We start from the raw sequence: 21084 nt of genomic DNA, 5'->3' as shown, positions 1-21084 counted from the left end.
CGGGCGTCAGGCGCCGCCCGCGAGGTCAGGCGCCGTGGCGCACGATCACCAGCGGCGAGTGGGCGTGGTGCAGCACCGCGTGGCTGACCGAGCCGAGAAGCAGCCCGCCCAGCGCGCCGCGGCCGTGCGCGCCGACCACGACCAGCTGGGCGTCCTTCGACTCCTCGACCAGCACCCGGGCCGGGGCGCCGGAGATCGACCGCTGCCGCACCGGCACGTCCGGGTAACGCTCGGCCCAGCCGGCGATCGACTCGGCGACGACGCGCCGGGACTCCTCGGCGAGCGCCTCCGGGTCGTACACCAGGGGGAGGATGTCGCCGGGGCCGATCGGAGTGGGGTACAGCCAGGCGTGCACCACGATCAGCGGCGCGCTCCGGCGGTCGGCCTCCTCGTACGCGAATCCGACCGCCGCCGTGGACAGCTCGGAGCCGTCCACACCGACCACGACCGGGCCGTCGGCGCGCGCCTCGCCGCGCGTCACCAGCACCGGGCAGTGCGCGCGGGCCGACACCTGGAGCGTGACCGAGCCGATCAGCAGACCGGCGAATCCGCCCAGGCCGCGGTGGCCGAGCACGACCAGCGCCGCGTCGCGGGACTCGGCGACCAGCACCGCCGCCGGAGCGCCGTCGACCACCACGCCGGTCACCGGTACGTCCGGCGCGACCTTGCGGGCCTCGGCGACCGCCTCGGCGGCGCAGCGCTCGGCCTGGTTGCGCAGGCCGGCGCCGGCCGGCGCACCCGGGGCCGGGGTGAGCGGCGCGCGGGTCAGCGGCCAGATGAACGCGTGGACCACCTGCAGCGGGCGGTTCCGGTCGGCGGCCTCACGGGCGGCCACCCGGACCGCGTCCAGCGAGGCGGCGGAGCCGTCCACACCCACCACGACGGGGGCCTGCGAGTGGAGCGTCATGTCGTCCTCCTTCACTCGTCCTCAGCCTGCCCGTCAGGCGGCCGGCCGGGCAGGGCCCGCGGTCCCGGCGTGGGGGTCGTTGGTCCCGCGAAAGCGGCGGGTCAGACGCAGCACCAGGCCGGGCAGCACACCGATCGCGGCGCAGGCGAGCAGGTCGAGCGCGCTCAGCGGGGACGTGCCGAGCAGCTCGCGCAGCGGCGGCAGCAGCACGCCCGCCACCTGGAGCACAGCGGAGATCGCGACGGCCACCGGCAGCGCGAGGTTGCGTTCGCGCGTGCCCGGGGTGCGGGTCGCGCGGACCGCCAGCGCGACGCCGAGCTGGGCCAGGCCGAGCACCACGAACACCACCGACTGCCACGGCCGGTCCGCCGCGGCGGCCCACACACCGGCGCCGAGCGTCGCCGCGGCGATCAGCGCGCCGGTGAGCAGCACGTCCCGGCCCAGGCCGCCGCCGAGGACCGACTCCTGCGGGGAGCGGGGTGGCCGGCGCAGCGTGCCCGGCTCGGCCGGTTCCGCGCCGAGCGCCACCCCGGGAACGCCGTGGGTGAGCAGGTTGATCCAGAGGATCTGCGCCGGCAGCAGCGGCACCGGCAGGCCGAACAGCGGACCGAGGAGCATCACCGCGATCTCGGCCACGCCACCGGCGAGCGCGTAGCGCAGGAACCGGCGGATGTTGTCGTAGATCCGGCGGCCCTCGCCGATGGCGGTCGCCACGGTGGTCAGGTCGTCGTCGACGAGCACCAGGTCGGATGCCTGCCGGGCCACCTCGGTGCCGCCGCCCATGGCCACTCCGATGTCGGCGCGGCGCAGCGCCGGGGCGTCGTTGACGCCGTCACCTGTCATCGCCACCACGTGGCCCTGGGTCTGGAGACCGGCGATGATGTCGAGCTTCTGCTCCGGCTGGGTCCGCGCGTACACCCGGGTCTCGGGGTGGGCGCGGCCCGGGTCGCCGTCGTCGCCGTTGGCGAGCGGGTCGCCGTCGCGCCAGAGCCCGAGCCGCCCGCCGATGGCGGCGGCGGTCGCCGGGTGGTCGCCGGTGATGAGGACCAGCCGGATGCCGGCCTCCTCGAAACCCGCGGCGATGCCGGGCGCCGCCGCGCGCAGCGGGTCGCCGACCGCGACCAGGCCCAGCGGGCGCAGGCCGGTCGGCCGGGCCGGGTCCGGCAGGGTGTCGGCCACCGCCGAGGCGACCGCGAGCACGCGCAGCCCTTCGGCGGCGAGCCGGTGCGCGGCGTCGGTCAGCTCGGCCAGTTCCCCGGCGTCGGCGTCCACCAGCGGCGCGGCCAGCAGGTTCTCCGGTGCGCCCTTGCAGACCATCAGGTAGCGCCCGTCGCTACGGCGGTGCACTGTGGTCATCCGGCGCAGGTCCTGGTCGAACGGGGCCTCCGCGACCCGGGGCCAGGCGTCGCGGGTGGTGTCCGGGTCCAGACCGCACCGGGCGCCGAACGTGACGAGCGCCGCCTCCAGCGGGTCACCGATGGCGGTCCACTCCGGCCGTTCGTCGGTGGGCGCGCTCACCGTGGCGTCGTTGCAGAGCAGCCCGGCGCGGGCGAGGGCGCGCAGCTCGTCGGGGGCACTCACCGGTTCGCCCCGGTGGTGCACCTCGCCGTCGGGCGCGTAGCCGGTGCCGGTGACGGCGTAGCGGTCGCGGCCGGGGACGACCGCGTACTGCACCGCCATCCGGCCTTCGGTGAGCGTGCCGGTCTTGTCGGAGGCGATCACCGTGACCGAGCCGAGGGTCTCCACCGCGTGCAGGCGGCGGGGGATGGCCCGGCTGCCGGCCATCCGGCGCGCGCCCAGGGCGAGCGCGAGCGTGACGACGGCGGGCAGCGATTCCGGTACGGCCGCCACCACGAGGCTGACCGCGGTGACCGCCATCTGCGTGACCGGCCGCCCGTCGAGCACGCCGATGGCGAAGACCAGCCCGGAGAGCAGCACGGCGGTCAGGCCGAGCACCCGGCCGAGCGAGGAGAGGCGTCGTTGCAGCGGGGTGGGCGCCGGCCGGGTCGCCGCGACCAGGGCGCTGATCCGGCCCAGTGCGCTCGCCGCGCCGGTACGTACCACGGTTCCGGTGGCACGGCCGGTGGTGACCACGGTGCCCGCGCTCGCCTCCTCCCCCGCGACCCGGGCCACCGGCACCGACTCGCCGGTCAGCGCCGACTCGTCCAGGCTGAGGCGTACCGCGTCGGTGAGGCCCAGGTCGGCGGGCACCACGTCGCCCGCCTCCAGCCGGACCAGGTCGCCGCGGACCAGGTCGGCGGCGGGCAGCACGAGGTCGCGGCCGTCGCGTACGACGCGCGCGGTCGGCGCGGCGAGCCGGTCCAGCGCCGCGACCGCCCGGTCGGCGCGTACCTCCTGCACCACGCCGATCGCCGTGTTGATCAGGACGACCAGGACGATCACCGCGGTGTCCGGGTAGTCGCGCAGCAGCGTGGTCACCACTGCGGCGGCCAGCAGGAGCGCCACCAGCGGGTCGGTGAGCTGGCGGAGGACCCGGCCGGCGAGGCCGCGCTTGCGCGGGGCGGCCACGGTGTTCGGCCCGTCGGCGCGCAGCCGGGCGGCCGCCTCGGCGGAGCCGAGCCCGGTCGCGGGGGCCGGAGAGATCTCGGTGGGCGTCGTCGCTGTAGCGGGCCCGCCGTTGATCACCACATCGTCCTCCATGTCGTCGCCGCCCGCGCCGGGCATTACCAGCATGCCGCGCGATTGTCCCCGGTTAGCAGGCCCGAGGGCCCGCCGGGCCCGGGACCAACGGCCCTGCGCGGTACGGGGCAGCGCGGCGCCCGGCTCGTCGGTAATGTCTGCGCGGTGAGCCGGACACTCAGCGCCACCGGGCCGAGACCTCACTCGGGTCACCGGTGGGTCCGCGGCGCGCTCGCGGTGCTTCTGCTCGCGTCGGTCGGCTGCGGGAAGGCGATCGGGGAGCAGAGCGGCGACACACTGGCGCGCGACGCCGCGGCGGTGGAGGCGAAGCAGCTCAACACGGAGTTGGGCCACCGTAACCGGGTGCGCGACGCGGGGTCGATCGCGGCGGCCGAGATCGTCCAGGAGACGGAGGACGCCACGTCGGGCGGCGGTGCGGCAGTCCGGCGGGAGGCGCTGGCCTGGTCCGGCCGCACCGCCGGGGACGAGCGGGCCACCGTCGACGTGCGGTTCGTGGTGACGGTGCCCGAGCAGCCGGCGGTGTCGATCGGCGGCGCGAGCAACACCGCCGGTGAGGCCGTCCGCTGCTACCGCTACGAGTTCCAGCTCTACCGCTACACGACGTACCACGAGATCGGCTGCCCGAGCGGCGCTGCTCCCCCGCCGCCCACTGCCGCGCCGGTGCCGCGCCTGCCCGAGGACGGGCGGAAGCGGCTGACAGCGGTGCTGCGCGACGCCACCCCCGCCACGCTCGCCGCAGCGGTGCGGGCGGCCTTCCCGCAGGAGTGGATCACGGTCGACACGACTGTGCACGAGGGCGCGCTCGTCGCCGCCGTCGGCGTACCGGCCGAACGGGACTGCCTGCTGCTCGTCCGCACGCCCGCCGGGAAGATCGACTCTCCCGGGTACGACCGGATCTGGCTGGAACCGGGCGAGACCGGCTGCAAGACGGGCCTGTACGTCTCACCGCCGCGCTGAGCACGTGCCGGTTTGCCGCGCGACGGCCGGGGCACCTGACGGGCATGACGGATCCGGAGCAGTCCCAGCGGCAGCAGGAGGGCGCGCTCGAGCGCGGGCAGGTGTTCCAGGACGCGGAGGGGCGGCGCACCCGGGATCCGGGCGCCGGGGCGGAGAACGCCGAGAGCGAGGCCGACCGCAACGCCGAGCACCTGGCACGCGGCGAGGTCGGCCCGGGCGTCCCGGAGGACTGACACCCCGACCCGGATGTCAATGTAGCGTTGACGGGTGCCCCTGGGGAGCCTGTCCGAGATGGCCGCGGCCCGGGTCGCGCTGGACGACCGCGAGCTGGACCTGATCGACCGGGCCCGCCACGACGGCGCCACCTGGGCCGAGATCGCGCAGGCGCTGGGCCTGGCCAGCCGGCAGGCCGCCGAGCAGCGCCGGCAACGCCTCGTGGCGGCCCGCCGTGCCCGGCTGAGCCGGCTCGACCCGGCCGGCTCCCCCGATCTGCCCGCGCTCCGGGCAGGCGTCACCGACCTGCACCGCTGGATCGACGCGGACCGTGCGTGGGACGGCCGCTTCCCCCGCGCGGCACTGACCCGCCGCACCTGCGCGCTCGCGCTCGACGCCGCCGCCGGGCCACTGCACACGCTGGCCGCACACCTCGCCGACGACCTGGCCGGCGCCGGGCAGCGGCTGCCCGGCCCGGCACGCGACGCGGCCCGGCGCATCACCACCGCACTGTCAACCTTTCGTTGACATGCGATCGACACATTGCCTCGTCATGGCTCAACTCGGAAGGATGTGAGTCCATCGGACTCAACCTTTCGGGGGATCCATGCGTCGCAACGCCGTCCTGTTCGTGGCCGTCTCACTGCTGTCCGGCCTCGGCGGCAGCGCCATGGCGCTGGTCTCCGGCATCTGGATCCTGGACCTCACCGGTTCCACCGGGCTCGCCGCCCTGGCCGGTCTCTGCGTCTACGCCCCGACACTGGCCGGACCGTGGCTCGGCGGCCTGCTCGACCGGGCGCCCCGGCGCCCCCTGGTGATCGGCGTCGACCTCGCGCTGGCCGCCGCGCTGCTGAGCCTGCTGGCGGTCCGCGGGCCCGGCCAGGCGTGGCTGATCTACGCCGTCTCGCTCGCCTACGGCGTCGGCTACGTGCTCGTCGACGCCGGCGAGACCGCGCTGCTGCCCGCCGCGCTCCCGCCGGCCCGGCTGGCCGACGTCAACGGCTGGCGGTCGAGCGCGCAGGAGGGCATGAAGCTGGTGGCGCCGCTGGCCGGGGCGGGTCTGTACGCGTGGCAGGGCGGGCACGTCGTCGCGGTGCTCGCCGCCGTCGTACCGGTGCTCGTGGCCGCCCTGTACGGCGCGTTACGCCTGACGCGGACGGCACCCGTTCCCCCGCCCGCGCGCCCGGTGGGAGTGCGGGACGGGCTCGCCGCGCTCCTGGCCCGGCGGGCGGTACGCGTGCCGGTGGCGCTCGCGGCGGTGTCCATCGCGATGTCCGGTTTCACCACCGCGGCGCTGTACGACGTGGTGGTGACGGACCTGGCGCTGCCGGCGACCTTTCTCGGCGCGCTGGCGAGCGCGCAGGGCGGGGGCTCGCTGCTCGCCGGGCTGGTCGTCGGCCGGCTCGTCCGCCGCCACGGCGAGATCACGGTCGGGGTCGCCGGCGCCGTCCTGTTCGCCGCCGGCTGCCTGGGACGCTGCCTGCCGTGGTGGCCGGGCACGCTCACCGCCTCGGTGGTGATCGGCGTCGGTCTGCCGTGGACGCTCGTCGCGGCGGTCACCGCCGTGCAGACGTACACGCCGCAGGCGATGCTCGGGCGGGTCGCCGCAAGCGCGAACACGGCGATGTTCGGCCCGATCACACTCGCCATCCCGCTCGGGTCGGCGGCGGTCGCCGTCGGCGGCCGGCCGCCACTGGTGCTCGCCGCAGTGGTGTGCCTGGCCGCGGCGCTGGTCGTTCGCGGCCGCCTGACCGCGCGGATGCGGCCCGTCCCCCAGGGGTGAGGGGACGGGCCGCACGATCGTCAGCGCCAGGTGTCGCTGACGGCCCGGGTGCCGCCGGCCGGCGTGGTGAGCGTCCGGTTCGCGCCGGACTCCCAGGTCACCGTGCCGTCCGGGTTCTTCTTGACGTACTTGTACTCGACCGCGGTGTTGGCGGGCAGGTCGACGGTGGCCCGCCACACGGGGTAGGCGGCCGACGAGAGCGCGACCGCGCTGGCCGGGTTCCAGCCGCCGAGCGCCGGGATGTTGCCGACCACGAACACGTTCTGCCCGTAGACGGTGGTCGCGGTGACGGCGAACGTGGTGGCGACAGCCGTGCTGACGGTGTCGCCGCGGAACGTCTCGCTCACCGCGGCCGTGCCGCCGGCCGGCGTGGTGAGCGTCCGGTTCGCGCCGGACTCCCAGGTGGCGGCACCGGAGGCGGTCAGCTTGACGAACTTGTACTCCAGCGCGGTGGACCGGGGCAGGTCGACGGTGGCGCGGTAGGTGCCGCCGCCCTGCGCGGTGAGCTTGACGCCGCGCGCGGGCGTCCACGAGCCCAGCTCGGGGATGCCGCCGACGACGTACACGTCCTGGCCGGCGGCCAGGTTCGCGGTGACGGTGAACGTGGTGGCGATCCGGTCACTCGGGCTGACCGTGGGGGACGCGGTCGGCGAGGCCGTCGGCGACGCGGTCGGAGAAGTGGTCGGGGAGGCCGTCGGGGACGGGTTCGCGCCCGGCCGGGCGTTCACGTGGATCGCGACCGCGTCGTTGGCCGGGATCGTCACCGTCGCCCGGCCGCCGGAGACGGTCACCGTGGAGCCGGTGCAGCCGCTGCCGGTGGCGACGCCGGAGATGACGTCGCAGTACCGGCCGTCGGCGAGCTCGGTGACGAAGGTGGCGGTGGTGGCGGAGCCGGAGTCGTTGATGCCGATCCACGCCCGGTCGCCCCGGTGGAAGCCGATCACGTTGCTGCTCACAGTGGTGAAGTCCGAGACGGTCTTCACCTGGCGGGCGGTGTTGGCCCAGCCCACCATGCCCTTGACGCCGGTGCTGCGGCTCAGGCAGGTCCAGGCGGTGCCGCAGACCGTGTCGGTGACCCGTCCGGTGCCGTCGTGCGGCGGGGACTGGTTGCGGTTGGACCAGGTGAAGCTGTCGTAGACCGACGGCTTGCCGTGCGGATAGGCAAGCGCGAAGTAGTTGGCCAGCACGTAGTCGGTGCCGTTCTTGTACGACAGCACCACGCCGTCGCGCTCCAGGTCATGGTTGGTGACCATGGCGAAGACGTTCGCGCCGGGCGCGTCGAGGTTCCAGCTCGGCACGTTCGCCAGCGCCGAGACGGAGCCCTGGAACGCCGAGCGGATGCCCTTGGCGTACGCGAAGTCGAGCACGTCGCCGTTGCCGATGTACGCGCGGGCCTGCAACGCCGGGTTGCTCGCCCCGTCGAAGATCTCCTGCGCGACGTACGGACGCCGGCCCTCGGCGGCCGTGTTGTTCAGCTTGCCGAGGATGGCCGCGAAGTCGTCCTTGCGGATGTGCTTGACCGCGTCGACCCGGAAGCCGTCGACGCCGAGCCCGATCAGGTCGTTGAGGTAGCCGGCGATCTTGTTGCGGACCGCTTCCTTCTCGGTGTACAGGTCGGACAGCGACAGCAACTCGCAGCTCGTGACCTGGGCCTCGTTGTTCCAGTCGCTGATCGCGCCGCCGGTCGGGCAGTTGTCACCGGGGCGGTGGAAGTCGCCGGCGCCGTACGGCACGGCCGGGTAGCTGTAGCCGGAGAACTCGGTGCCGGCGTAGCCGCGCGTACCGGCCGGGTTGTTGGTGCCGGCCATGTGGTTGACCACCGCGTCGACGTAGACGCGGACACCCGCGTTGTGGCACGCGGTGACCATGGCGGCGAACTGCTGGCGGTTGCCGAACCGGCTGTCCAGCTTGTACGACACCGGCTGGTACACCTCGTACCAGGGGTACGCGCCGTCGGCGCTGGCCGGCAGCTTCACCGACTCCTGCGGCGGCGCCACCTGCACCGCGCCGTAGCCGGCCGGTCCGAGGTGGTCGGTGCAGGCGGCGGCGACCGAGGTCCAGTTCCATTCCCAGAGGTTGGCGGTCACCTCGCTGTCGTTGAGGACGACGGCTGCGCGGGCGGGGGTCGGGGTGGTGGTGGCAGCGGCGACGGCGACAGTGCCGCCGGCCGCGACGAGCGCGGCGGCGAGCAGCAGGCGACCGGCGCGGCCACGGGGGTGTGGCCTGGCGGATGGCATGGTCGGGGGACCTCTTCCGTGGGGTCGAAAGGGTGAGCGGGGGGTGGGGCGGCCGTCCCGGGTAGCGAACACCATGCGCCATCCATGAAAGTCTTTGCAAGAGCTTGCGGCAAAGCTTTCGAAACCAGCAGGCAACACGAATGGGGCCGGATTTACGTTCACCAGCGGCGATCCACGCTGGACAGCGCGGCCGGACATCGGAGGAGCTTCCCGATGCGCGGGAGGGGTTGGCTCACTTCGCGGGACGACCGCAACTTCCGAACAGATTTTCCAGCGTTTGCGGGGCGCCCGACACCCCGCCGGACACGGACGAGCCCCGGCCCGTCGCGGCGCGACGGGCCGGGGCTCGCTCAGATGTGGCGGATCAGGCCAGGTCGAAGCGGTCCAGCTCCATGACCTTCGTCCAGGCGGCGACGAAGTCGCGGACGAACTTCTCCCGCGCGTCGTCGCTGGCGTAGACCTCGGCGAGCGCCCGCAGCTGCGAGTTGGAGCCGAAGATGAGGTCGACAGCGGTGGCGGTCCACTTCACCTGGTCGGTCGCCAGGTCCCGGATCTCGTACACGTGCTCCTCGGACTCCGCGGCCTTCCACCGGGTGCCCGGGGACAGCAGGTTGACGAAGAAGTCGTTCGTGAGCACTCCGGGCCGGTCGGTGAGCACGCCGTGCGCGGCGCCACCGACGTTGTTGCCGAGCGCGCGCAGGCCGCCGACCAGGACGGTCATCTCCGGCGCGGTCAGGTTCAGCATGTACGCGCGGTCGATGAGCAGCACCTCCGGCTGGGTCTTCTCGCCCGGCCGCAGGTAGTTGCGGAACCCGTCGGCGCGCGGCTCCATCACCCGGAACGACTCGACGTCGGTCTGCTCCTGCGTGGCGTCGGTGCGGCCCGGGTGGAACGGCACCGTCACCTCGACACCGGCGTCGCGCGCCGCCTGCTCGACAGCGGCCGAACCGGCCAGCACGATCAGGTCCGCGAGCGAGATCCGGGCGCCACCGGCGGCGTTGAACTCCTGCTGGATGCCCTCCAGGGTGGACAGCACGGTGGCGAGCTGCTCGGGCTGGTTGACCTCCCAGTTGCGCTGCGGCTCGAGCCGGATCCGCGCGCCGTTGGCGCCACCGCGCTTGTCGGTGGAGCGGTAGCTGGCGGCCGACGCCCAGGCGGTGGAGACCAGCTGGGCGGTGGTGAGGCCGGACTCCAGCACCTTTGCCTTGAGCGCGGCGACGTCGGCGTCGTTCACCAGCTCGTGCTCGACAGCCGGCACCGGGTCCTGCCAGAGCTGGGCCTCCGGCACCCACGGGCCGAGGAAACGGCTGACCGGGCCCATGTCACGGTGCAGCAGCTTGTACCAGGCCTTGGCGAACGCCAGCGCGAACTCGTCCGGGTTCTCCAGGAAGCGGCGGGAGATCTTCTCGTACGCCGGGTCGACGCGCAGCGACAGGTCAGTCGTCAGCATGGTCGGCTTGTGCTTCTTGGACGGGTCGTGGGCGTCCGGGATGATCGCCTCGGCGTCCTTGGCGACCCACTGCTTCGCGCCGCCGGGGCTGGTGGTCAGCTCCCACTCGTAGCCGAAGAGGATCTCGAAGAACCGGTTGCTCCACTCGGTCGGGCGGTCGGTCCAGGTCACCTCGAGACCGCTGGTGATCGTGTCGCCGCCCTTGCCCTCGCCGTACGTGCTCAGCCAGCCGAGGCCCTGGGCCTCCAGCGGCGCGGCCTCCGGCTCGGGGCCGACGTGCCGGTCGGCGGGGCCGGCGCCGTGGGTCTTGCCGAAGGTGTGGCCACCGGCGATCAGCGCGACGGTCTCCTCGTCGTTCATCGCCATCCGGCGGAACGTCTCGCGGATGAAGTGCGCCGCCGCCAGCGGGTCGGCGTTGCCGCGCGGGCCCTCGGGGTTGACGTAGATCAGACCCATCTCGGTCGCGCCGACGCCGGCCACCATCTCCTTCTCGGAGGAGTAGCGCTCGTCGCCCAGCCAGGCGTCCTCGGGGCCCCAGAAGATCTCCTCCGGCTCCCAGACGTCCTCACGGCCGAAGCCGAAGCCGAAGGTCTTGAAGCCCATCGCCTCTAGCGACACGTTGCCGGCGAGCACCAGCAGGTCGGCCCAGGAGATCTTCTGGCCGTACTTCTGCTTGACCGGCCAGAGCAGGCGGCGGGCCTTGTCCAGGTTGGCGTTGTCCGGCCAGCTGTTCAGCGGAGCGAACCGCTGCCCGCCGTCGCCGGCGCCACCGCGGCCGTCCTCGATCCGGTAGGTGCCGGCGGCGTGCCAGCTCATCCGGATCATCAGGCCGCCGTAGTGGCCGAAGTCGGCCGGCCACCAGTCCTGCGAGGTGGTGAGCACCTCGGTGATGTCCCGCTTGAGCGCCTCGACGTCGAGCTTGGCGAACTCCCTGGCGTAGCTGAACTCCGGCCCCAGCGGGTTGCCCTTGTCCGCGTGGGCGTGCAGCACCGACAGGTCGAGCTGGTTGGGCCACCAGTCGCGGTTGCTACGCGGACGACCGCCGGTCTTCGGGGTCGGCGAGTCGATCGCCGGGTTCTCGCTCTCGCTGCCGTGCGCGGTCACGGAGTCGTGCGCGACCGGGCAGCCGGCCGCCTCCTTGGCGTCCACGCCCTGCGGGCTGACGGGCCGGTTGTCCTGGGTGTCGCTCATCTGCTTCCTTCCGAACTGCGGATCACTGGGCGGTGCGGTCGGCCGCGCAGCCGGGGCAGGTGCCCCAGTAGACGACCTCCGCCTCGTCCACCACGAAGCCGTGGTCGTCGGAGGCGGTGAGACAGGGGGCGCGGCCGACGGCGCACTCGACGTCGGCGATGGCGCCGCAGGAACGGCACACGACGTGGTGGTGGTTGTCTCCCACCCGCGATTCGTAGCGCGCCGTGGCGCCGGCCGGCTGGATGCGCCGGATCAGCCCGGCATCGGTGAGTGCCCGCAGCACATCGTAAACCGCCTGGTGGGAGACGGTGGGCTGCTCGGCGCGGACCAGTGCGATCACGGTGTCGGTGTCGACGTGCGGGTGGTCACGCAGCGCGGCCAGCACCGCCAGGCGGGGCCGGGTCACCCGCAACGAGACCGCCCGGAGCTGCGTCTCGAAGTCGGCCGTCATACGACGACCTTAGTCCGGTCTTTTGGAATGAATCAAGTTTTTGCCGAGGTGTGTCGGCTGTCACATGACCGCGCTTCGGGCACGCGAAACGGGGGTGCCGCGCCAGGCGCGGCACCCCCTCCCCGGAAGAAGGTTCAGGCGGCGGAGCAGCTCGCCGTCGGCGTGTTGCTGTTGCCGTTCTTGTAGAGCGTGATGCCGAAGTTGTTGCCGTTGCCGTTCGGGCGCGCGGTGAGCGTGCCGCTGGTGCCGCTGACCGACGCGTTCCAGCTGTTCTGCAGGCTCTGGCCACCCTGGGTCTGGATGTTGACCACCCAGTTGCTGGTGCCGCTGACCGAGAAGGTCACGTTGAACCGGTCGCCCCACTCCTCGGCCCGGCTGACGCTGACCGTGCAGCCACCGTTGTTCGGCGGCGGGGTGGTCGGGTTGCCACCGCTGGTCCCGCCGATCGTGATGTTGGAGTTGCCGCTGCTCTGGTAGCCCTCGGTGGCCAGGATCTGGTAGTCGTGCGTACCGAGGTTCATGCCGTAGCGGGACCAGGCGTCGAAGTGGTTGCCGGCGGTGATGGTGCCGCCCACGCGCTTCGACTGCCGGACGCTCCAGTACTGGTAGAACGTCCGGGTGCCCTCGATCGACGGGGCGTTGACCCGCTGGGTCCGGTAGATGTCGTACGTGCCGCCGTCGGAGGACACCGAGCCCATGTAGCCGCTGCCCGGCGGGCGCCAGCTACCCCAGCTGTCGACGATGTAGTACTCGACCAGCGGGTTGCGCGTCCACCCGTAGAGCGTCAGGTACGCGTTGCCGGACGGGTTGAAGCTGCCGGAGTAGCTGACCGTGCGGCGCGAGCCCGGGTTCCAGCCCTTGCCGGCGACGAAGTTGTTGATATTGCTCCACTGGGTGCTGTACTGACCGCCGTTGCCCATGGTCATGGAGACGTTGCCACTGTCTTTCCAGAAGGAATAGAAGTAGCCGTTGTTGGTGCCTGTCGAGTTCGACGTGACGGTGGTGTCGGCGTAGGCCGGACCCGACGTGACCGCCGTCGCCCCGGCGGCGATCAGCGCCACGGCGCAGGCGCCGCCGAGGACCATCCTGAGGCGTCCGCGCCTGCGGATGCCCGTACGGACGGGGGCGTCTTTCATGGACGGGTTTCCTCCCTGTGACGGCTGGCGGGCGGCCAGCCGGGTGGCGCGAGCCGCGTGCGCTCGCCCGCCCGCGGACGGCGGGACCGGGGCGACAGCCGCGCCACGGCGGTGGTGGGACATCGACGTCAATCGAGATACGCCGATGGCCACAGTATTGGAGCCCTGGTTCATCCTGTCAACAAGTTCCGGAAATGTTGTGGTAACCGCAGCCCGGGCCCTGAACGGGCGTTACGGCAGCCGGAAAGGGCGTCCGATCAGCGCCTACGGAGGGGGCAGCGGGCCGCCAACCGGGGGCGAACCGGTGTCGGTTTCCGAAACTTTCGGATCCGTTCCGGATCACCGTCGCCGCACCCGGGCCGCCCCGTCGGAGTGTCCACATTGACGGCCCCGCCGGCCGGTCGGTTCAATGGCGGCCGGATCGGAGCCGGACCGATTCCGGCCGGGTGAACCGAGGACGTCGCACACCCGTCCGGCGTACGCCATCACCGGAAGGACCGCCTGTGACCCCCGATGCCCCCGGCCCGCGCTCCCGGCCGCGCCGGATCCCGCGCGGCGTCGTCGCCGCCGGAGCCGCCGGCCTGGCGGCGCTGAGCCTGGTGGTCGCCGCCCTCGGCTGGAACGTCGCCACCGCCCGCGACGACGCGCCGGCCGGCCGGACCGTCACCGCCGAGCAGCTCACCGCCATCCGGGCCGCGAGCCGGTCCTGCCCCGTGCTGACCCCGGCGCGGCTGGCCGGCCAGTTGATGGCCGAGTCGGGTCTGGACGGACGGGCCGAGCGGACCGCGTCCGGCGGGCGGGGCCTGGCCGGACTGGACGACGAGCGGTGGCGGGCCTGGGCACCGTGGCCGGACGCGCAGCGCACGGACGCCGGCGCCAACGTCCTCGCGCTGGCGCACCACATGTGCGACCTGACCGGGCAGCTGCGCGCGGCGGCCGTGCCCGGCGACCCGTGGCGGCTGTCGCTGGCCGCCTTCCACACCGGCTTCGACGAGGTCCGGTCCGCCGCCGGGGTGCCGGCGGCGGCGACCGGGTACGTCGACGAGGCGACCCGGTACGCCGCGCACTACGGCCGGCTGGCCGGCTTCACCGAGTCCGGTCCGGCGGGCGAGGGCGATCGGCGGCAGCCGAAGGCGGTCCCCGCCGCGTACGTCCGCCTGGTGGTGCGGGCCGGCTCGGTGTGCCCGCAGGTGCCGCCGGCCGCGGTCGCCGCCCAGCTGATGGCCTCCTCCGGCTTCGACCCGAACCTGCTCGGCGACGACGGCCGCAAGGGCATCGCCCAGTTCCGGCCCGACGTGTGGCGTGCCCACGGGCCGGCCGGCGCCTCGCCGTGGGATCCGCAGGCGGCCGTGCCGGCGGCCGGCGCCACGCTCTGCGCGCTGCGCCGGGAACTGGCCGCGCTCGACGGCGACCCGGACCTGCTGGCGCTGGCGGCGTACCGCAACGGGACCGACGCCGTGCGCCACACCGGTGGCGACTTCGACGCCGGCACGCAGGCGTTCCTGCGCACGGTCCGGGAGTTCACCGACTTCTACGCCCTCGACGGCCGGCTGCGCGGCACGACGCCGGGCTCCGCCACGCCCACTCCTGGCACGCGTACGCCGAAGCCGTCGTCGTCCCCGTCCACGCGCCCCTCCACGCCGTCACCGGCGGCGGGCCGTCCGGACGAGCCGGAGAAGCCGGCCGCACCGGCCCGCCCGGCCGGGGCGAAGCAACTCGTCGGCAAGGAGACCGGCCTGTGCGCCAGCGGCGGCAGCGGAGACGGCGTACGCGTCGTGCTGCGGCAGTGCCGGGAGGAGCGCCTGCAGTGGTGGACGTTCGCGTCCGACGGCAGCGTCCGGGTCGACGGCGGCCTCTGCCTGGACGTGGCCTGGGGCGAGAAGCGCGACGGCGTGCCGGTGCAGACCGCGTGGTGCAGCGGCAACCCGGCCCAGAAGTGGGAGTGGATCGAGAGTCAGGGGCGGCGTTCGCTGTTCAACCGGGCGACCGACCGCTGCCTGGACGTCGACGGGCACGCCGCGGGCGCCCCGCTGAACGCCTGGACCTGCGTGTTCAACGTGAAGCAGACCTGGTCGCTGCGCTAGCGGTGCGGCCGGGCCGCCAGCCGGACCGGATCAGGGGGTCGTGGCCAGGAAAACCCCGAACACCCCGCAGCAGACCAGGCCGACGACGGCCAGCGTGACCAGCAGGAAGCTGTAGTTGGACCACAGGCCGAACCGGGTGACGTCGGTGCCGTACCCGTCGTAGACCCGGTTGCGCCACCCGCCGAAGCGGAACGAGAGGTGGTGCGCCGCCCCCGGCTGGACCGCGAGCGCCGTGGTGATGAGCGGGACACCCATGAAGTCGGTGTACCGGACGTCGTGCGACCCGGCCGGGACCGCCACGTGCCACGTCCCCTCGCCGGGAATCGCGACCAGCTGCCGGTCGATCTTGAAGCGGCTGGTCACCGGCGCGGGGATCATGTACGGCCCGCGGTTCACCGAGACGACGAGCACGCCGCAGCCGGGCGGCGGGGCGATCGGGTGCGGGTAGGCGATCAGCGGGCTGACGCCGCCGGGCATCGGCGGGTACGGCTGCGAGGGGAGGTAGGACACGGCCAGATTCTGGCACGGCCCCGCCAACCGTCGATCTTCGCCTGACGGCCCGTGGCACCGGGCGCGCGGGCGCGGTGCCGGCGTGACGGGCGCGGTTACGCTGCCGTCCATGCGGGACGTCGTCCGGGTCTGGATCGTCGCCGTCGCGGTGCCGGCGGACGAGCTGGCCCGCTACCGGGCGGTGCTCGACGCGGACGAGCGGCGCCGGGCCGCGCGGCTGGACACCGAGGCGCTGCGGCACCGGTTCACCGTCGCGCACGGCGCGCTGCGTCTCCTGGCCGGGCGGGCCACCGGCGCGGCACCGGCGACGCTGGCCTGGCGGCCGGGCCGGTACGGCAAACCGGCGCTGACCGGGCCGTGGGACGGCCTGCACACGAGCCTGTCGTACTCCGGCGATCTCGTGGCGGTCGCGTTGAGCGAGGGCCGGCCGGTGGGGGTGGACATCCAGCACGTCGCGCCGGGCGGGGATCCGGTGTCCGCGTCCCTGCGTCTCTTCCATCCGCAGGAGGCACGGCACGTCGCCGCCGGGGCCGACCACGCCGACCGGGCGCTGCGGTTCACCCGGCTGTGGGCCCGCAAGGAGGCGGCCGTCAAGGCGGCCGGGGGCCGGCTGTGGCCCAATCTCGGCATGCCGGTGCACCGGGGCGACGTGGTCGAGTGCGTCGAGCCGGCCGGCCCGCACCGGCTCGCCGACCTGCCCGCGCCCGCCGGGGTCGCGGTGGCTGTGGCGCTGGCCGGCGACGGGCCGTACGCCGTCGAGCGCCACTGCGGCGCCGGCGGGTGACGGTCGCGGTCAGCCCGCGGTGGCGCCGCACCCGTCCTCGCCGACACCGGCGAGCATGTCGGTGGTGGTGTGCGCCCGGATGCCGGGCGGCACCGGGTCGGCGAACCGCGCGACGACCGCGCGGACGTGGGTCTCGGCGGGCTCGGCCAGGCCGTCGTAGACGGCCACGAACACGTCCCGGGCCGCCCGGCGCGGCCACCCGGCCGGGAGCAGTTCCAGCGGCAGCCGCGGGTCGAGGGTGGGAAACCGCCGGTACGTGTCCATCACCTCGGTCCGCGCCCGCACGGCGGTGGCGCCGTCGACTGTGGCCAGACGTGACACCAGCGGGCTCCACCGGCGCAGGAACGCCTCGTACCGTCCGCTTATCGCGTCGACGTCCCAGGCGTCGACTGGGGCACGCTGGCCGATCGTGTCCAGCGCGTCCTGCCGACCCCGGAACACGGTGACCGCGCCGAGGGCGAGCTGGGCGAGCCGGGCCCGCGCGGGCGCGGCGAGCTCGTACGGCGAGATCCACAGCCCGTCGTAGAGCGGCGCGAAACCGAGCCAGCGCAACTGGCCGCGCAGCGCCCGGCGCTGCGCGCCGTGGTCCTGCGGCAGCGAGAAGGCGACGATGGTCCAGCAGCCGTCCCACGCCTGCACGTCGGTCGTGGAGGCGATGATCCAGTTCCCGCCGGCGGACAGGTACTCGGCGGCGGAGCGGCTGAGCCGGTAGAAGCTGTTGCGGCCCTGCCGGCTGCCCTCCAGGACACCGCGGCGGGCCAGCCGGCTGATCGCGGTACGGGCGCCGGCGCTCGTCACGCCGGCCTCGCCGAGCAGGGCGACGATCGCCGCGGACGGCAGGGCGGCCCGGGTTCGCAGCGTGTAGTCGGCGAGCAGGGTCACCGCGACGCTCTGCGGCGACGTGCCCGCCTGCCGCCGGGGCAGCCGCGCCGCGGGCCCCTCGTCCGGGTAGATCTCCTCGATGTCGAACGGGTCTGCCACGCGCGCTCCGGGCTCGGCTCAGGGACGGTGCACCGACTGTAGACGAACGCCGCCGCAGCTCATCGGAGTGCATCGATTGACACTTCAGCGTCCGGCGGGAACACTATGTGCCACACGACGGAGCCGGGCCGGGCGAGACACGTCAGTGGGCGAGACGCGGCAACCGCGGCGGTCCGGGCCGCCGACGCGGCGCGTACCCGCCCGTCACCGCCCGCACAGGGCGATCGAAGGAGATTCCGTGAGAATCAGAGCCAAGATGGTGGTGGCCCTGGCCGCGTCGCTGGCGGCGGCCGGCCTGGTGCTCCCCACCGTCCAACCCGCGTACGCGGCGTCGCTGGCCGAGGTGACCAGCTTCGGCGACAACCCCGGCCGGATGCGCATGCACGTCTACGTGCCGGACAACCGCCCGACCCGGCCGGCCACAGTGGTGGCCATGCACGGCTGCGGCGGATCCGGCCCCGGCTTCTACTCCGGCAGCGAGTTCGCCGGCCTGGCCGACCGGTACGGGTTCATCGTCATCTACCCCAGCGCCACCCAGCAGGCCGGCTTCGGCAACTGCTTCGACACCTGGTCCGACGCGGCCAAGCGCCGCGGCGGCGGCAGCGACCCGGTGTCGATCATCTCGATGATCCGCTACGTCCAGCAGCAGTACGGCGCGGACCCGGACCGGGTCTACGCCACCGGAAGCTCGTCCGGCGGCATGATGACCAACCACATGCTGGCGCTCTACCCGGACGTCTTCAAGGCCGGCGCGGCGTTCATGGGCGTGCCGTTCAACTGCTTCGCCGGCGCCGCCGACTATCCCCCCGGCTCCAGCCAGTGCACCGGCGGGAACATGAACCGCACCCCGCAGCAGTGGGGTGACGCGGTCCGCCAGGCGTACCCCGGCTACACCGGGCCCCGTCCCCGGGTGCAGTTGTGGCACGGCACCAACGACACGCTGGTGCCGTACTCGCTGCTCCAGGAGACGATCGAGCAGTGGACGAACGTGTTCGGGCTCAGCCAGACGCCCACGTCCACCGACACACCGCAGTCCGGCTGGAACCGGCGCCGCTACGCGGACAGCACCGGCACGGTCCAGGTCGAGGCGTACAGCATCCAGGGCGCCGGGCACAGCCTGCCGTCCGCCGGCATGGCCGCTGCCGCCGTGGCGTTCTTCGGCCTGACCACCACGCCCGGCCCGACCACGCCGCCGCCCGGCCCCACCACGCCCCCGCCCGGACCGACCACTCCCCCGCCGGGCCCGACCACCCCGCCGCCGGGTCCGACCACGCCCCCGCCCGGCACCGGCGCCTGCTCGGTGAGCATCGAGCTGAACGCCTGGAACAACGGGCTGACCGAGAACATCACCATCACCAACACCGGCTCGACCACGGTGAACGGCTGGTCGCTGACGTTCACGCTGCCCGGCGGCCAGACCATCACCTCGGGCTGGAACGCGTCCTACTCCCCCTCCTCGGGTCAGGTGACCGCGCGCAACGTCGGGTACAACGCGGTCATCCCGGCTCGCGGCTCGACCAGCATCGGGTTCCAGGCCACGCACACCGGCAACACCGGCCGGCCCGGCTCGTTCAGCCTCAACGGCGCGCCCTGCACGCTCGCCTGACCGGCGCTCCACACTCCGGCGTTCTTCCCACGGCGCCGGGGACGGCCCCGCGACCCGAGAGGTCGCGGGGCCGTCATCTACTCGGCCGGTGGCGCCGGTTCCGGCTCCCCGCCGCGACTGATCCGCAGGGTCAACACGTCGGTGCGTACAGTGATGTGGCCGTGGAACAGCGGTGCGCCGCCCGTCCCGTAACCGACCTGGGTCGCGGTGACCAGCGGGTGTCCGATCGCCACGCCGAGCCGCTCGGTGGCCTCCTCGTCGGCGAGCACCGCGGAGAGTTCGATCTCCGCCCGCCGCACCGGCATGCCGGTCGCGCTGGCCAGAAACTCGAACAGGTCCAGGTCGATGCTGAGCAACCCGGACGGGTCGAGGTCGCGGCCGTCGAAGCGCAGCGGCAGGTGGTCACGGATCCAGGCCGCCGGTACCCCGTCCACGGCGAAGAGCCGGTCGACCCGCCACACCGGCGAGTCCGGTTCCAGCCCGAGCACGCGGGCGCAGTCGGTCGGGCACTTCGCCCGGCTGACCCCCGCGTCCTGAAGCGTCGGACGGTGGCCCGAGGCGGTGATCCGGTCCCGAAGCGCGGTGACGTCCCCGATGGACACCGGCACCCGTTCGGCGTCGTCGTGCACGAAGGTGCCGATCCCCCAGGTCCGGGTCACCACCCCCTCGGCGACGAGTTGCCCCAGCACCTCGCGTACGGTCGCGCGACTGACCTCCAGACGCTCGGCCAGGTCCCGCTCGTTGGGCAGCTTCTCCCCCGACCGGAACTCGCTGCCGATCAACTGCCGAAGCCGGCCGTGCGCTGCCTGTAGCGCGGTCTCCCGCCGAGCCATCCGCCCTCACCTCATCACTGCCCGCCGCCGCGTCGGCGTACGGAGTGTAGTTCGTCCGCGTGCGCTCAGCCGATCACCGGGGCGGCCTCACCAGACCTGCTCCAGCACCCGGATGGTGTTGCCGCCGATCACCTTGGCGATCTCGTCGTCGGAGTAGTCGTGCGCCACCAGCCAGCCCACGATGTTCCCGAACGCCTCACCCGGATTCTCCAGTCCGGACACGTACTCCACCCGGGGGTGCTGCGGACGGTTGCCGGCGTCGTGGGCGTAGTTGCCGGCGTAGGTGTCGTGCACGCCCACGTGGTCGCCGAACATGGTGTCCGGGCCGAACGTGACATGGTCGATGCCGACCAGGTCCACGCAGTAGGTGAAGTGGTCCATCACCGACTCGATCGAGTGGCGCTGGTGCGCCTCGGAGAGAGTGGTGTGCGGGGCGGCCTCGATGCCGATCACGCCACCCCGCTCGGCACAGGCCCGGATCACCTCGTCCGGCTTCATCCGCGAGGTGTTCCAGACCGAGCGGGCACCGGCGTGGGTGATGAACACCGGCACCCGGCTGGCCTCGATCACATCCAGGCAGGTCTGGTCGCCGGAGTGCGAGATGTCGATGGCGATGCCGAGCTTGTTCATCCGGTCCACCGCCCGCCGGCCGAAGTGCGTCAACCCACCGTCGTGCTTCTCCGACAGGCCCCCACCGAGCATGTTCGCCTGGCTGTACGCGATGCCGAGCTGGCGTACGCCGAAGCCGTAGAGGATGTCGATCCGGTCCAGCTCGTTCTCGATCGGGCTGCTGCACTCCAGGCCCGCGACCAGGGCCAGCCGGCCGTCCCGCTTCGCGGCGTGGATGTCGTCCAGGGACGTGGCCAGGAAGACGTGGTCCTGCTTGTAGAGGTCACTCATCCGCATCCCGAGGGCGTAGACGAGGTCGTTCCACTTCCAGCCGTTCTCGCTCGTCACACAGGAGGCGCCGGCCATGAAGTTGTCGAAGACGGCGGTCAGGCCGGAGCGCGCCAGCCCTTCGTATCCGGTGCGCTGGCGGGCCGTGCGGTTGTAGGCCCGCAGCTCACTGACGTCGGCCGGCAGGACAACCGGATGCTCGTGCAGCGAGATGGCGGCGTGCTCGGTGAGCAGCCGCGTCACCCGCGCCCGCTGGACGTCGGTCAGGCCGAGGTCGTGCTCCGGCACCCGGCCGATCTCCTCGGCCAACGTGAACACCCGGTAGTCCGAGTGCGGCTCCAGGTACGAGTACGACCTGTGGCCCTTGTACCGGGGTGCGGGTTCTTGCAGCAAGACGCTTCTC

Annotated in this window: 17 protein-coding genes; 7 read left to right on the top strand and 10 right to left on the bottom strand. The window is 73.4% G+C overall.

Annotation, left to right across the window (positions count from 1 at the left end):
- Positions 1–25: 25 nt before the first annotated feature.
- Entirely contained in the window at positions 26–907 is an 882-nt protein-coding gene (locus AB0D28_RS06635) for a universal stress protein (RefSeq protein WP_357382956.1), read from the bottom strand.
- A 33-nt stretch (positions 908–940) separates the two neighbouring features.
- Positions 941–3601, bottom strand: coding sequence for a cation-transporting P-type ATPase (locus tag AB0D28_RS06630; protein ID WP_357382954.1), 2661 nt, complete (start codon positions 3599–3601; stop codon positions 941–943).
- A 111-nt stretch (positions 3602–3712) separates the two neighbouring features.
- Here AB0D28_RS06630 and AB0D28_RS06625 point away from each other — a divergent pair, with 111 nt between their 5' ends.
- The 4 genes from AB0D28_RS06625 (at position 3713) to AB0D28_RS06610 (ending at position 6521) form a co-directional block, all read left to right on the top strand.
- Entirely contained in the window at positions 3713–4525 is an 813-nt protein-coding gene (locus AB0D28_RS06625; RefSeq protein ID WP_357382952.1) for a hypothetical protein, read from the top strand.
- A gap of 44 nt (positions 4526–4569) precedes the next feature.
- Entirely contained in the window at positions 4570–4758 is a 189-nt protein-coding gene (locus AB0D28_RS06620; protein WP_357382950.1) for a ribonuclease, read from the top strand.
- Between the two features lie 58 nt (positions 4759–4816).
- Entirely contained in the window at positions 4817–5266 is a 450-nt protein-coding gene (locus tag AB0D28_RS06615) for a hypothetical protein (RefSeq protein WP_357383222.1), read from the top strand.
- A 79-nt stretch (positions 5267–5345) separates the two neighbouring features.
- Complete coding sequence (locus AB0D28_RS06610; RefSeq protein WP_357382948.1) at positions 5346–6521, top strand: MFS transporter; 1176 nt, start codon at positions 5346–5348, stop codon at positions 6519–6521.
- A 20-nt stretch (positions 6522–6541) separates the two neighbouring features.
- On the opposite strand, the gene AB0D28_RS06605 is transcribed toward AB0D28_RS06610, so the two are convergent.
- The 4 genes from AB0D28_RS06605 to AB0D28_RS06590 form a co-directional block, all read right to left on the bottom strand.
- Positions 6542–8758, bottom strand: a complete 2217-nt coding sequence (locus tag AB0D28_RS06605) for a carbohydrate-binding module family 20 domain-containing protein (protein ID WP_357382946.1) — start codon at positions 8756–8758, stop codon at positions 6542–6544.
- Positions 8759–9122: 364 nt separating this feature from the next.
- Entirely contained in the window at positions 9123–11399 is a 2277-nt protein-coding gene (gene katG, locus AB0D28_RS06600) for a catalase/peroxidase HPI (protein ID WP_357382944.1), read from the bottom strand.
- A gap of 22 nt (positions 11400–11421) precedes the next feature.
- Positions 11422–11850, bottom strand: coding sequence for a Fur family transcriptional regulator (locus AB0D28_RS06595; protein WP_302907400.1), 429 nt, complete (start codon positions 11848–11850; stop codon positions 11422–11424).
- A gap of 134 nt (positions 11851–11984) precedes the next feature.
- A complete protein-coding gene (locus AB0D28_RS06590) occupies positions 11985–12986 on the bottom strand; it encodes a glycoside hydrolase family 11 protein (protein WP_357382941.1) in 1002 nt (333 codons plus the stop codon).
- A gap of 503 nt (positions 12987–13489) precedes the next feature.
- Between AB0D28_RS06590 and AB0D28_RS06585 the strand changes: the two genes are divergently transcribed.
- Entirely contained in the window at positions 13490–15070 is a 1581-nt protein-coding gene (locus AB0D28_RS06585) for a ricin-type beta-trefoil lectin domain protein (RefSeq protein ID WP_357382939.1), read from the top strand.
- Positions 15071–15100: 30 nt separating this feature from the next.
- Here the strand turns inward: AB0D28_RS06585 and AB0D28_RS06580 are convergent, their stop codons facing one another.
- Positions 15101–15580, bottom strand: a complete 480-nt coding sequence (locus AB0D28_RS06580) for a hypothetical protein (RefSeq protein ID WP_357382937.1) — start codon at positions 15578–15580, stop codon at positions 15101–15103.
- Between the two features lie 109 nt (positions 15581–15689).
- On the opposite strand from AB0D28_RS06580, the gene AB0D28_RS06575 reads away from it, so the two are divergent.
- On the top strand, positions 15690–16364 hold the full coding sequence (locus tag AB0D28_RS06575) for a 4'-phosphopantetheinyl transferase superfamily protein (protein WP_357382935.1): 675 nt from the start codon (positions 15690–15692) through the stop codon (positions 16362–16364).
- Between the two features lie 9 nt (positions 16365–16373).
- Here AB0D28_RS06575 and AB0D28_RS06570 read toward each other — a convergent pair whose 3' ends face one another.
- On the bottom strand, positions 16374–17345 hold the full coding sequence (locus tag AB0D28_RS06570; protein ID WP_357382933.1) for a PaaX family transcriptional regulator C-terminal domain-containing protein: 972 nt from the start codon (positions 17343–17345) through the stop codon (positions 16374–16376).
- A 238-nt stretch (positions 17346–17583) separates the two neighbouring features.
- Between AB0D28_RS06570 and AB0D28_RS06565 the strand changes: the two genes are divergently transcribed.
- Positions 17584–18951 (top strand): PHB depolymerase family esterase, encoded by a 1368-nt coding sequence (locus AB0D28_RS06565; RefSeq protein WP_357382931.1) that lies wholly within the window; start codon positions 17584–17586, stop codon positions 18949–18951.
- Positions 18952–19028: 77 nt separating this feature from the next.
- On the opposite strand, the gene AB0D28_RS06560 is transcribed toward AB0D28_RS06565, so the two are convergent.
- Both AB0D28_RS06560 and AB0D28_RS06555 read right to left on the bottom strand, forming a co-directional pair.
- Positions 19029–19784, bottom strand: coding sequence for a GntR family transcriptional regulator (locus tag AB0D28_RS06560; protein ID WP_357382929.1), 756 nt, complete (start codon positions 19782–19784; stop codon positions 19029–19031).
- A gap of 87 nt (positions 19785–19871) precedes the next feature.
- The gene (locus tag AB0D28_RS06555; RefSeq protein ID WP_357382927.1) at positions 19872–21074 is read right to left on the bottom strand and encodes a membrane dipeptidase; all 1203 of its coding nucleotides are present in this window, start codon (positions 21072–21074) and stop codon (positions 19872–19874) included.
- Between the last annotated feature and the right edge of the window lie 10 nt (positions 21075–21084).

It is taken from the genome of Micromonospora sp. NPDC048169 (assembly GCF_040652815.1).
In the GTDB taxonomy this organism is placed as follows: domain Bacteria; phylum Actinomycetota; class Actinomycetes; order Mycobacteriales; family Micromonosporaceae; genus Micromonospora.
Note: the sequence above shows the minus strand (reverse complement) of the source record. Positions and strands in the feature narration are given on the sequence as shown.